The organism is Enterobacter sp. Bisph1, from assembly GCF_000814905.1.
Classification (GTDB): Bacteria; Pseudomonadota; Gammaproteobacteria; order Enterobacterales; family Enterobacteriaceae; genus Kosakonia.
Genome location: NZ_JXAG01000042.1, coordinates 1 through 12,423, shown reverse-complemented (window position 1 = coordinate 12,423; position 12,423 = coordinate 1). Strand labels below are relative to the sequence as shown.

General features: G+C 59.5%; 13 protein-coding genes. 7 read left to right on the top strand and 6 right to left on the bottom strand.

Going from position 1 to position 12,423, the window contains the following annotated elements; translation table 11 throughout:
- Positions 1 to 86: 86 nt before the first annotated feature.
- The 4 genes from RW65_RS12985 to RW65_RS12970 all read left to right on the top strand — a co-directional run bounded on the left by RW65_RS12985 (position 87) and on the right by RW65_RS12970 (position 3,877).
- Entirely contained in the window at positions 87 to 827 is a 741-nt protein-coding gene (locus RW65_RS12985; protein WP_039057178.1) for a response regulator, read from the top strand.
- A complete protein-coding gene (locus tag RW65_RS12980) occupies positions 824 to 2,122 on the top strand; it encodes an ATP-binding protein (protein ID WP_039057177.1) in 1,299 nt (432 codons plus the stop codon). Before RW65_RS12985 ends, RW65_RS12980 begins: the two co-directional genes overlap by 4 nt.
- A gap of 130 nt (positions 2,123 to 2,252) precedes the next feature.
- Entirely contained in the window at positions 2,253 to 3,440 is a 1,188-nt protein-coding gene (locus RW65_RS12975) for a cytochrome c biogenesis protein DipZ (protein ID WP_039057176.1), read from the top strand.
- A gap of 80 nt (positions 3,441 to 3,520) precedes the next feature.
- Positions 3,521 to 3,877, top strand: a complete 357-nt coding sequence (locus RW65_RS12970; protein WP_039057348.1) for a nitrous oxide-stimulated promoter family protein — start codon at positions 3,521 to 3,523, stop codon at positions 3,875 to 3,877.
- Between the two features lie 35 nt (positions 3,878 to 3,912).
- Here the strand turns inward: RW65_RS12970 and flhA are convergent, their stop codons facing one another.
- Genes flhA through hypA form a run of 6 tightly spaced genes read right to left on the bottom strand, consistent with a single transcriptional unit; the run spans position 3,913 to position 9,645 of the window.
- Complete coding sequence (flhA, locus tag RW65_RS12965; RefSeq protein WP_039057175.1) at positions 3,913 to 5,991, bottom strand: formate hydrogenlyase transcriptional activator FlhA; 2,079 nt, start codon at positions 5,989 to 5,991, stop codon at positions 3,913 to 3,915.
- A 39-nt stretch (positions 5,992 to 6,030) separates the two neighbouring features.
- The gene (gene hypE / locus RW65_RS12960) at positions 6,031 to 7,041 is read right to left on the bottom strand and encodes a hydrogenase expression/formation protein HypE (RefSeq protein WP_039057174.1); all 1,011 of its coding nucleotides are present in this window, start codon (positions 7,039 to 7,041) and stop codon (positions 6,031 to 6,033) included.
- The gene (gene hypD / locus RW65_RS12955; protein ID WP_039057173.1) at positions 7,038 to 8,159 is read right to left on the bottom strand and encodes a hydrogenase formation protein HypD; all 1,122 of its coding nucleotides are present in this window, start codon (positions 8,157 to 8,159) and stop codon (positions 7,038 to 7,040) included. The genes hypE and hypD overlap by 4 nt, the downstream gene beginning before the upstream one ends.
- Positions 8,159 to 8,431: a HypC/HybG/HupF family hydrogenase formation chaperone gene (locus RW65_RS12950; RefSeq protein ID WP_039057172.1), complete on the bottom strand. Its 273-nt coding sequence runs from the start codon at positions 8,429 to 8,431 to the stop codon at positions 8,159 to 8,161. Before RW65_RS12950 ends, hypD begins: the two co-directional genes overlap by 1 nt.
- A complete protein-coding gene (gene hypB, locus RW65_RS12945) occupies positions 8,422 to 9,294 on the bottom strand; it encodes a hydrogenase nickel incorporation protein HypB (protein WP_039057171.1) in 873 nt (290 codons plus the stop codon). Before hypB ends, RW65_RS12950 begins: the two co-directional genes overlap by 10 nt.
- 3 nt (positions 9,295 to 9,297) lie before the next feature.
- On the bottom strand, positions 9,298 to 9,645 hold the full coding sequence (hypA, locus tag RW65_RS12940) for a hydrogenase maturation nickel metallochaperone HypA (protein ID WP_039057170.1): 348 nt from the start codon (positions 9,643 to 9,645) through the stop codon (positions 9,298 to 9,300).
- A gap of 199 nt (positions 9,646 to 9,844) precedes the next feature.
- Here hypA and hycA point away from each other — a divergent pair, with 199 nt between their 5' ends.
- From hycA to hycC, 3 genes are all read left to right on the top strand, one after another.
- Positions 9,845 to 10,312 carry a formate hydrogenlyase regulator HycA gene (hycA, locus tag RW65_RS12935; protein ID WP_039057169.1) on the top strand — a complete coding sequence of 156 codons (468 nt, stop codon included), beginning with the start codon at positions 9,845 to 9,847 and terminating at the stop codon, positions 10,310 to 10,312.
- A gap of 97 nt (positions 10,313 to 10,409) precedes the next feature.
- Complete coding sequence (locus RW65_RS12930; RefSeq protein WP_039057347.1) at positions 10,410 to 11,018, top strand: 4Fe-4S dicluster domain-containing protein; 609 nt, start codon at positions 10,410 to 10,412, stop codon at positions 11,016 to 11,018.
- On the top strand, positions 11,015 to 12,423 hold a 1,409-nt coding region (hycC, locus tag RW65_RS12925; RefSeq protein WP_039057168.1), incomplete at its 3' end, for a formate hydrogenlyase subunit 3. The genes RW65_RS12930 and hycC, both read left to right, overlap by 4 nt.

Sequence of the window (12,423 nt, the reverse complement as noted above, 5' to 3'; positions counted from 1 at the left end):
GTTGTACAGTGTGATACAAAGCCGGAAACCGCAGCCGCCGTAACCAGGATACACTCATTTTATCGTTTCCTGCCGGGGCTAAGTTGATGGAACATATTGATCATATTTTGGTTGTTGATGATGACCGCGAAATTCGCACCCTGCTTGCCGACTACCTGACCCAGGCGGGCCTGCGCGCCAGCGTTGCCGCCAACGGTAAAGAGATGCGCCAGCGCCTTGAAACCACGCCGGTGGATCTGATTGTGCTGGATATCATGATGCCCGGCCCCGACGGGCTAACCCTGTGCCGGGAACTGCGCAGCAGCGCGCACAAAAATGTGCCGGTGCTGATGCTAACGGCCCGCAGTGAAGAGACGGACCGCATTGTCGGGCTCGAGATGGGGGCCGATGATTACCTGGTGAAACCCTTTGTCGCCCGCGAGCTGCTGGCGCGTATTAAAGCCATTTTGCGCCGCACTCGCATGCTGCCGCCCAATTTGCAAATAACCGAAGTCGGGCGCTGTCTGGCCTTTGGCGACTGGCTGCTCGATACCTCGGCGCGCCACCTGGTGGATCAGCAGGGTACGGTAGTGGCGTTAAGCGGCGCGGAATATCGCCTGCTGCGCGTCTTTCTCGACCATCCGCAGCGCGTGCTCAACCGCGATCAGCTACTGAATCTGACCCAGGGGCGCGACGCGGAACTTTTTGAACGCTCCATCGATCTACTGGTGAGCCGCCTGCGCCAGCGCCTGAATGACGATGCCCGCGAACCGGCCTATATCAAAACCGTGCGCAGCGAAGGCTACGTTCTCGCGATGTCGGTGATGATTAAAGAGGTGTGGGAATGAGGCTCTGGCCGCGCTCGCTGCTCTCGCGTTTAGTGGTGATTGTGCTGGTGGGATTGCTGCTGGCCAACGGCTTAACTCTCAGCCTGCTGCTGTATGAACGTATCAGCACCGCGCGCTCGGTGATGCTCGGCAATCTGGAATATGACGTTGTCTCAAGCGTGGCGATCCTCGACCGGCTACCCGCCAGCGAGCGTCCGGCGTGGCTGGCGCGTATCGATCGCACCAACTATCGCTACTTACTCAGCAATGGGGAAGGGGGTGAGTACCCGACAAGCTGGCGCTCGCAACAGACCGCGCGCTCCCTTGAACAGGCGCTGGGCGGGGAATATGCGCTGAAAATCAACGCCATTCCCGGCCCGCAGGAGCATTTACAGGCTCATTTAACGCTGCATGATGGTGCGCCGCTGACTATCGATATTACACCGCGCCCGACGCCCATCGCCCGCTGGCTACCGGCGGTGCTGGTTGGGCAACTGCTGCTGATGCTGCTGTGCTGCTGGCTGGCGGTGCGCCTGGCGGTCGATCCCCTGACCCGCTTTACCCGCGCGCTGGAGGCGTTAACCCCGTCAGCGCAAGCGCCGCAAATGGCGCAAAGCGGCCCAACGGAGGTGCAGCATGCGGTACGGGCGTTTAACGCCATGCAGGCGCGGATTGCCCATCATTTAACATCGCGCGCGCAAATCCTTGCCGCCATCTCGCACGACTTACAAACGCCGATTACCCGCATGCGCCTGCGCAGCGAGATGTCCGCCGATGAGGGGCTACGCGACAAGCTGCTGGCGGATCTCGATCAGATGTCGCGGCTGGTACGAGAAGGTATCGCCTATGCCCGCACCCAGGACGCGCCCTCCCTTAGCCCGTCGCGGCTGGCGCTGCAGCCGTTTATCGAAAGCCTGGTCTATGACTATGTCGATGTCGGCAAAGAAGTCACGCTGCTGCGCTGCCCGGCGGATATCACTTTACAGATTGATGTGCAGGCGCTGCGGCGCGTATTGAGCAATTTGCTGGATAATGCGCTGAAATTCGCCGGACAAGCAGAAATTGATATCGAACTGGCAGCCAATGGCGCGGTGGAAATTCACGTTCTGGATAACGGCCCCGGTATTCCCGACGCGGAATTAGCGGCGGTGCTGGAGCCGTTCTACCGGCTGGAAACCTCGCGCAATCGCGGCACCGGCGGCACCGGTCTCGGGCTGGCGATTGCTCAACAGCTGGTGTCGCAGCTGGGCGGCGCGCTGCGCCTGAGTAATCGCCCGCAGGGCGGGCTGGATGTTTGCGTGTCGCTGACGCAATAGATTTGTATCGCTGTGTATCTTCCCCCGGCCGGGTAACAACGGCTGACAAAACCCCTCCTTCACCGACACCGCCGCGATACACCGCGGCGCTGTAATGCGTCTGTTTCCTCAACGCATTAAGGAGCTTGTTATGGTGATAATTGCTTTTTTAGGCGGCTTACTGACGCTGCTTAGCCCCTGCACCCTGCCGGTGATCCCGCTGTTGTTCGCCAGTTTTGGCCGCGATAAACGCCATCTCGCCGCGCTACTGGGCGGAATGGTGCTGATGTTTACCCTGGTAGCACTGCTGGCGACCGCCACCCAGCAGTGGATTATCCAGGCTAACGCCTGGGGACGCTGGCTGGCGCTGGGCGTGCTGGCGTTAATGGCGCTGTCGCTGATATCCACGCGTATCGCTAATACCGTGATGCAGTTTGCCGTGCGCGCCGGAGAGCGTCTGGATAACCGCAGCCGTCGTACGGCAGGCGTGGCCTCGGCGCTGCTGGCGGGGTTATCCGTCGGGCTGCTGTGGGCGCCCTGCGCCGGGCCGATTTTGGGCGCTATCTTAAGCAGTACCATGCTCAACGGCGCGAGCGGGCAAACGGCCGTAGCGCTGGCGGCTTACGGCAGCGGCGCGGCATTTATGCTGGCGCTGCTCTGGCTGTGCGGGGATAAACTCTATGCCCGTCTGCGCGCCAGCCTGTCAGTGAGCGAGCGGCTGCGCCAGGGGGCGGGAGTGGTGATGTTGGGGGCGGTGGTGTTGATCGGCAGTGGCGCAACGTCAGCATTGCAGGGCGCAAGCGGGCTGACCACGCGGCTCGAGCAGCAGTTGTTAAGTTTAGGGTCGCCGACGAAACCGGCCGTCACGTTACAGCCGGTGAGTGAACCTGTTGTGCGCAACACCATGCCGCCACTCGATGGCGCGGTCAGCTGGCTTAATTCCCCACCGCTTACGCCGCAGGCGCTAAAAGGCAAAGTGGTGCTGGTGGATTTCTGGACTTTCGACTGCATCAACTGCCAGCACACGCTGCCGTATGTTAAAGCGTGGGCGGAGAAATACCGCGATCAGGGGCTGGTGGTGATTGGCGTGCATACCCCGGAATACCCCTTTGAAAAGAACATCCAGTCGTTAAAAGAGGTAGTGCGCAAAGAGAATATTCGTTTCCCGGTAGCGGTGGACAATCACTACGCCATCTGGAACGCCTTTGGCAATCAGTACTGGCCAGCGCACTACTACTTCGATGCCAAAGGGCAGCTGCGGCAGATGTTTTTTGGCGAAGGGGAGTATCAACAGCAGGAGCAACTGATTCAGAAACTGCTGGCGGAAGCGCACTCCTGAGGTAAAAAACGCCCTACGGATGGTTTTTTGCCGCGCGGTAAAGGAGTATTATGTATGCATCTTTTGAAGGGGTGATTGCTATGTCTGGTCCTCGCATCCAGCGCGAAAAAAAGACCATCCGCCATATGATTGCGCTGTATGAGCGCGCCTGCCCGAACGCGGTTAACAACCCGGAGCATTACGCCGGGCTTAATGCCTACGCGGAAAAGCGCCTTGATAAGTGCGTGTTTGGCGAAGAAAAACCGGCCTGCAAACAGTGCCCGGTGCACTGCTATCAGCCGGCGAAGCGTGAAGAGATGAAGCAGATTATGCGCTGGGCCGGGCCGCGGATGCTGTGGCGACACCCAATTCTGACGGTGCAACACTTAATCGATGATAAGCGCCCGGTGCCGGAACTGCCGGAGAAGTACCGGCCAAAACCAAAGCGTGATGAATAAGTGAGGGGGCCAGTTGGCCCCCTTTTCTGTCTAAATTAGCCGAGCGCCTCTTTATCAATCCCCAGACGCTTCATCCGTGAGAGCAGGGTGGTGCGTTTTAGCCCCAGCCGCGCCGCTGCGCCTTTCGGCCCGGCGACCACGCCGTTGGTTTCCCGCAGCACGCGCACAATCAGCTGATATTCATCTTCGCCTTCGCGCGCCACTTCTGCCTGGGTTGCCGCAGCCGCAGCGGGCGGCACGGGAATTTCCGCCATCGACAGTTGCAGGATATTGCCGCGCGTTAACAGCACCGCGCGCTCAATCACATTCTCCAGTTCGCGAACGTTGCCCGGCCACTCCATCGCGCTGAGAATGCGCAGGGTTTCTGCCGGGATACTGTCGATATTGCGCCCCATTTTGCGGGCGATTTTAAAGGTGAAGGCTTTTACCAGCAGCGGGATATCTTCCGGGCGTTCACGCAGCGGCGGCAGGTGGATAGGGAAAACGTTCAGCCGGTAGTAGAGATCGCTACGGAACTCGCGATCCGCCACCATCTGTTTCAGATCCCGGTTGGTGGCGGCGATCAGCCGCACATCGGTCTGGATCAGTTTATTGCTGCCGAGGCGCTCAAACTCCTGCTCCTGCAAAACCCGCAGCAGCTTGGGCTGCAGCTCAAGGGGCATATCGCCCACTTCATCCAGAAATAGCGAGCTCTTATCCGCCAGTTCAAAACGGCCGATTCGCTGGGCGCTGGCACCGGTAAACGCCCCGCGCTCATGGCCAAACAGATCGCTTTCCAGAAGACCGGCGGGCATCGCCGCACAGTTCATCTTCACCATTCGCCGACCGTTGCGGCTGCTCAGGTTATGGATAGCGCGGGCAATCAGCTCTTTGCCGGTGCCGGTTTCGCCAAGGATCAGCACCGTGCTGTTGCTCTGCGCCACCATCTCTACCTGCTTGAGCACGCGATACATGGCATCGCTGCGCCCGATGATCTCGCCAAACTCGCTATCGACATTATTTAGCTGTTCCGTCAGGGCGAGGTTCTCATCCACCAGCCGCTCTTTCAGGCGGTGGATCTCCTGGTAGGCCAGCGCGTTATCAACGGCAATGGCAATACGCTCGGCAATCTGGCGCAGCAGTTTCAGGTTCGCCTGGGTAAAGACCTCTTTCTGGCACTGCGCCAGTTTCAGCACGCCGAGCAGATTTTTCCCGGACATCAGCGGCAGCAGGCACAGGGTCTGAATATTATTGCCCCAGGTTTCAAACAGCATCCGCTCATAAGGGGCGAGCTTGTCGCGCTCATGGAGATTGAGCAGCAGCATCTCTTTGCTGTTAAATACCCGCTCCGTCAGCGTGCCCGCTTCATCGGCTTCCTGGGTATCGTGGGTCGGATTGGCTTCATCAAGATAATGGGTCGAATAGATGGTCAGCTTGCCTTTGCGGCTGCCGCGCAGCACGAGGCTAATCGCATCAATACCGAAGTAGTAGTGGATCTCTTTTGCCACTTCGCTGACCAGCTCATCCATATGCAGCCGGGAGAGCACCGCGTTGGTAATGGCGACCAGAATGCGAAAGCCGTCGCGCTCCTGACACATCAGATCGTAATCCGAGGTTGGGTTTTCCCTGCTCTGGAGCTGCTCGACCACTACCGCGACAATTTGCGTTAGCGTTTGCAGGCGCTCGGTCTCTTTTTCGCTCCATGGCCGATCGAGGCTACGAAAAAATTCGCAGCCGCCAAAAATTTTCCCTTCGGCGGCAAGGGGCAGCAGGCAGTAGTGGGCGAATTCTGGGTAAATTCCGCTTTGCGCGAGAGCGGGCCAGGTTTCATTAAACAGCGACGCGCTGCAGTGCAAGGCCTGCGGATGCGAGAGAATATGCCGCACCGGGCCGCCTGCCAGCAGCGGTTGGTCATGATAGAGTGCGCTGTTGGCGGAGGGTTGCACGGCGTAGCGGCTGGCGAGATGGCTGTCGGCATGCCACAGCACAATCGCCGCGCTGTCCGCAAGGCCAGCCTCGCGGCTCAGACGCGCCAGCGTTTCACACAGGGCAGCCATATCGGGCTGCTGCAAACACATACGCGTGATATCGAACAACCCCTGTTGGCCGAGATCGCTCATCGGTGTATACGACATTTTGCTTTTCCAGGAACACACGCCAAAAGCGTGAAAAAATTAACAAATGCGCGGTAAAGGCTCGGCATGAGGCAGATCCAGCAGGCGCTTCACGCCGTACAGACCTGTTAGCCGCACACCTTTACGCTCAACCACTTCGCCAATTATTGCTGCATCGCGCCCTAATGGGTGGGCGCGTAACTGTGCCAGCGCCTGCTCTGCGGCCTCGCGCTGTACGGCAATCACCAGTTTGCCTTCATTGGCAAAATTCAATGCATCCAGCCCCAGCAGTTCGCAAACTCCGCGCACCGCCGGTTTCACCGGTAAATCACCTTCCTTAAGCTCAATGCCGAAACCGCAGGCGGCGGCAAACTCATGCACCACGGCATTGACGCCGCCGCGCGTGGCATCGCGCAGGGCTTTTACGCCGGGGATCGCTAAAAGCGTCTGAATCAGGGGCGTCAGCACCGCGCAGTCGCTGGCAAGTTCACCGTCCAGCCCTAAGCCTTCACGCAGATTAAGAATCGTTGCGCCGTGATCGCCGAGGGTGCCGCTGACCAGCAGCACGTCGCCGGGCTGGAGTCTGTTCGCCGCCCAGTGAATCGCCGTAGGGATCGCGCCGATCCCGGCGGTATTGATAAATACTTTATCCGCCGCACCGCGCTGCACCACTTTTGTATCGCCGGTGACAATGGCGATATCGGCGCTGCGGGCGGTGGCGGCCATCGTTTCAACAATGGTTTTCAGCGTCTCTATCGGCAACCCCTCTTCGAGGATAAAGCCGCAGGAGAGATAGCGCGGCGTTGCGCCGCTGACGGCAATATCATTCGCCGTGCCGCACACCGCCAGCTTGCCGATATTGCCGCCGGGGAAAAACAGCGGATCGATAACATAGCTGTCGGTGGAAAACGCCAGCCTGTCGCCGCTTGCCGCAAGGGAGGCGAGATCGAGGCGCGCCTGATCTTCCTGCTCCGCAAGCCAGGGGTTATCGAAGGCCTGCAGAAAAAGCTGGCTAATCAGCTGCTGCATCGCCTGGCCGCCGCTGCCGTGCGCCATTTGCACTTCTTTCATGCTTCACACTCCTGAGCGCGATACTGATACCAGGCCGCGCAGGCCCCTTCCGAGGAGACCATCAGCGCGCCAAAGGCGCTTTGCGGATTACAGGTATTGCCAAACAGCGGGCACTGATGGGGTTTGCATCTGCCCGTCAGCACCTCGCCGCAGCGGGCGCGGGGATCGTCATAAACCTGCTGAACCGCCGGACGGAAATGGGCTTCGGCATCAAAACGTTGATAGTCCGCCGTCAGATGCACGCCGGATTCACCAATCATGCCGAGGCCGCGCCACTCGCTGTTGCCGCGTACGGTGAACACCTCGGCAATCGCCGCCTGCGCCAGCCGGTTGCCCTCATCGGGCACCACGCGGCGGTACTGATTTTCTACCCGGCTATCGGCAGCGATTTTTTGCTCCACCAGCATTACCACGCCCTGCAGTAGATCCAGCGGTTCAAACCCGGCAACCACCAGCGGACGCTGGTACTCTTCGGCGATAAACGTATACGCCCCGGTGCCGATCACCATGCTCACATGGCCCGGCGCGAGAAAGGCGTCGATGCCGTTTTCCGGCTGCTCCAGCAGGCTGCGCAGGGTTGGGATCAGCGTAATGTGCTGGCAGAAAAACCAGAAGTTGTCGAGATTACGCGCCTTTGCCTGCTGCAAGGTAATGGCGGTGGCGGGCATGGTGGTTTCAAAACCAAGGCCGAAGAACACCACCTTGCGATCGGGATATTTCTGCGCCATCGCCAGCGCATCCATCGGCGAGTAGACAATGCGCACATCCGCGCCGCGCGCTTTCGCCTGCAGCAGCGAACCGTTTTTGCCCGGTACGCGGATAGCGTCGCCGAAGGTGCAGAAAATCACTTCCGGGTGCTGGGCTATCTCGACGCAGGTATCAATACGCCCCATCGGTAACACGCAGACCGGGCAACCGGGGCCGTGGATAAACTCAATGTTTTCCGGCAGCAGCTGATCGAGACCAAACTTAAAAATGGCGTGGGTATGGCCGCCGCAGACCTCCATAATGCGCAGCGGGCGCGCGGCGGTGTAAGAGAGAAGCGCGGCCCGTTGGCGCAGATGATCAATGAGCTGCATCACCTGCTCGGGGGCGCGATATTCATCAACAAAACGCATTATCGCTCCTCGCCGTATAGCAGCGCGCCGACATCCGGCTCGACATCGAACATATTTTGCAGCGCCGCCAGCGTATCCAGCGCTTCCTCTTCATTAATCACGCTCATGGCAAAGCCAACGTGCACCAGCACCCACTGGCCCATGCGCGACTGACCGTTTTCGTCGCTGCTGCCCACCAGGGTGAGATCGACATCGCGCTGAATGCCGCACACGTCGACTTTGGCCTGCAGCCCGTCAATGGCGCAAATTTGCCCCGGTACGCCTATGCACATCGTTGCGTCTCCAGCCAGTCAAGCCAGGCGTCCATTCCGTCGCCTTTGGTGGCGGAAATCAGCAGGATCTCAATTGTCGGGTTCACTTCGCGGGCGTAGGCGATGCACTGTTCAACGTTGAAGTCGAGATAGGGCAGCAGGTCCACTTTATTGAGCAGCATCAGCGAGGCGGCGGCGAACATATGGGGATATTTCAGCGGTTTGTCTTCGCCTTCGGTTACCGACAGCACCGCCACTTTATGGCGCTCGCCGAGGTCGAAACCCGCCGGGCAAACCAGATTACCAACGTTTTCAATAAACAGAATACCGCCGTTCGCCAGAGCAAGGCGCGGCGCGGCATCGGCAATCATCTGCGCATCAAGATGGCAGCCTTTACCGGTATTCACCTGAATCGCCGGGGTGCCGGTAGCGCGGATACGCGCGGCATCGTTGACGGTCTGCTGATCGCCTTCAATCACCGCGCAGGGGAGGCGGGTATTCAGACGCTTAAGGGTTTCGGTAAGCAGGGTGGTTTTGCCGGAGCCGGGACTGGAGACCAGGTTCAGCACCAGCTGTTTTTGAGCGGCGAAGCGGGCGCGGTTGCGGCCGGCGATCTGGTTGTTTTTCGCCAGTACGTCGATCTCCACTTCTACCATCCGCCGCTGGCTCATACCGGGCGCGTGGGTTCCCGCCTCGCCGTGACCGTAATGCAGATCGCCGTGCTCGAGCTGCTGCGGGCGAAAATCGTCGGTTTTGACGCCGGTAATTTTCAGCGCCGGGCGCGCAGCCGGGGCGAAGGGCGCACCGCGAAAGGCGGAGTGCGGGTTATGTTCATCGCCCTCGATATAGAGATTACCGTCCTGACAACCACATGTTGTACACATTGTTTACTCCTCAATTTCCAGCCGCTGAATTTGCATTCCGTCATCGGCGACAATCTGCAACTGGTCGCTGTGGCACTGCGGACACCGGCGCACGCGTTGGGTGAGTAGCGTCACATAGGCCTGACAAGACTCGCACCAGCACTCCGCCTGCTGCTGTTCGATGTGCAGTGTACAGCCTTCTGCGAGGGTGCCACGGCAAACCAGATCAAAACAAAACGTTAAAGCGTCGGTTTCGACACAAGAAAATGCGCCGACTTTGAGCCACACGCCGGTCACCCGACGCGCGCCGTTCGCCGACGCCTGCTGTTCAATGATTTCCAGCGCTCGCTGGCAGAGGGTGATTTCGTGCATAGCGCCTCCTGATGGCTTTGCCCCCTTAATGCAATAAGAGTGCCATCACGCGTTTTGACACCTGATGGCTGTCGACAATGTCGAGATGACACGTCGAAATGGCGTGTTGACGTGATTGATTTCGTTAAATATCAATAGATTAAAAATTGGCATGGATGATGCTTTACCGCCGTTGTTTTCATTAACCGGGTAAGCAGACATGACGATTTGGGAAATTAGCGAAAAGGCAGACTACATTGCCGGACAGCATCACCGGCTTCAGGAAGCGTGGCGCAGTTACTGTAACGCGCTAGTGCAGGGCGTCACGCTGTCGAAAGCGCGGCTGCATCACGCCATCAGCGGTGCGCCGCAGCAGCAGCTCTGCTTTGTCCTGTTCGAACACTTCACGGTGTACATCTCTCTGACCGGCGGTTTCAACGGCCACACCATTGAATACGCCATTGCCAATAAAGAGAGCGACGAGCGCCGGGTGATTGCCAAAGCACAGCTCACTGTTGATGGCAAAGTCGATGGCGCGTTCAGCGTCAGCGATCGCGAAAAAGTGCTGGATCACTATCTCTGCAAAATCGCCAGCGTTTACGACAACTTATACGCCGCGATGGCCGCAGACAGGCCGGTCAACCTCACTACGCTTGCCAATAACGCACACGCGCCAGCACTGGCCTGAGTTTGGGTGTCGACAGGTGTCGAAGTGACACGTAGTGCGACACGTTTCGTCATTAATGACCGCCCGTAACGCGGGTGAATCACCTGAGGATGAGTTGGTGAACCGTTTTGTAATTGCCGATTCGGCGCTGTGTATTGGCTGCCATACCTGCGAGGCCGCCTGCGCTGAAACGCACCGTGCGCAAGGACTGCAGGCAATGCCGCGTCTGCGCGTGATGCGCAACGCGAGCGAGTCTGCGCCGCAGCAGTGTCACCAGTGCGAAGATGCGCCCTGTGCCGGCGTCTGCCCGGTTAATGCTATCAACCGTGTCGATGGCGCGGTGCAGTTAAATGAGAGCCTGTGCGTCAGCTGCAAGCTGTGCGCTATTGCCTGTCCCTTCGGCGCGATTGAGTTTTCCGGCAGCCGACCGCTGGATATTCCCGCCAATGTTAACTCGCCAAAAGCGCCCGCCGCACCGCCTGCGCCCGCGCGCGTCAGTACGCTGCTTGATTGGGTGTCCGGCGTACGGGCGATTGCCGTGAAGTGCGATCTCTGCCACTTCGACCCGCAAGGCCCGGCCTGCGTGCGTACGTGTCCGACCAAGGCGCTGCACCTGGTCAATAACCGCGATATCGCCAGAGCCAGCCGGCGCAAACGGGAACAAACCCTCAATACGGATTACGGCGAGTTGTCGCTGTTTACGCAGCTAAACCGGAGCGTGAAATGACTATCCTCTCTTTGCTAAGCGGCGCGTTTTGGCTGCTTATCTGCGCCGCCATGCTCGGCTGGCTATTTATGCCATTCAAAGCGTTAAGCGGTCTGCTCGCCGGTGTTGGCGGCACGGTAGGCTGCGCGATGACGGCGATCTGTGGCGTGATGACCCTGAGCGGAGCGCAGGCGGTAGGCGGCACCCTGCCGCTGATTCAATATCATGTGCTGATCACGCCGCTGAGCGCCGTATGGCTTATCACCCTCGGCGTGTGTGGGGCTTTTATCAGCCTCTATTCCATCGCCTGGCATCGCCACGAGGCGGTAAAAGCCAGCGGCCTGTTAATGAACTTACTGTTGGCGGCGGCGCTGTGCGCGGTATGCGCCGCGAGCCTGGGCGCGCTGGTGGTGATGGCGGAAATCATGGCCCTGAGCGCCGTGTTTCTTACCGACAGTAGCGAATCCGGCAAGCTGTGGTTTGCCATGAGCCGGCTGGGTACGCTGCTGCTGGCGATCGCCTGCTGGCTGCTGCGCCAGCGTTATCAGACACTCGATTTTGCCGCCCTCAGCGGGCACGCCATCGGCAGCGATGTCTGGCTACTCGGCGTGGTGGGTTTTGGCCTGCTGGCGGGGATTATGCCGCTGCACAGCTGGGTACCGCAGGCGCACGCTAACGCAGCGGCACCGGCGGCAGCGCTCTTTTCGACCGTGGTGATGAAAATTGGCCTATTCGGCATTCTCAGCCTCTCGCTGCTGGGCGGCCAGCCGCCGCTGTGGTGGGGCGTTGTGCTGCTGGCGTTCGGCATGCTGACCGCCTTTGTCGGCGGCTTATATGCCCTGATGGAACACAATATTCAGCGCCTGCTGGCGTACCACACGCTGGAGAATATCGGCATCATCCTGCTCGGTCTGGGTACCGGCATTACCGGCCTGGCGCTGCAACAGCCTGCACTGGTGGCGCTGGGGCTGATTGGCGGCTTGTACCATCTTTTCAACCATAGCCTGTTTAAATGCACGCTGTTTCTCGGCGCGGGCGCACTGTGGTTCGGCACCGGTTTTCGCGATATCGAAAAACTGGGCGGTCTCGGTAAAAAAATGCCGCTTATCTCCCTCGCGATGCTGGTGGGCCTGATGGCGATGGCCGCGCTGCCGCCGCTGAACGGCTTTGCCGGTGAGTGGGTGATCTACCAGTCTTTCTTCCGCTTAAGCAGTAGCGGCCATTTCCTGCTGCAGCTGATGGGGCCGCTGCTGGCGGTTGGCCTGGCGATAACCGGCGCGCTGGCGGTGATGTGTATGGCGAAAGTCTATGGCGTCACGTTCCTTGGCGCACCGCGCAGCGCGCAGGCGGAAAACCCGCGTGCCGTTCCCGTACTCATGATCGCTGTTGTGGCCGCGCTTGCTATCTGCTGCGTTATCGGCGGGGT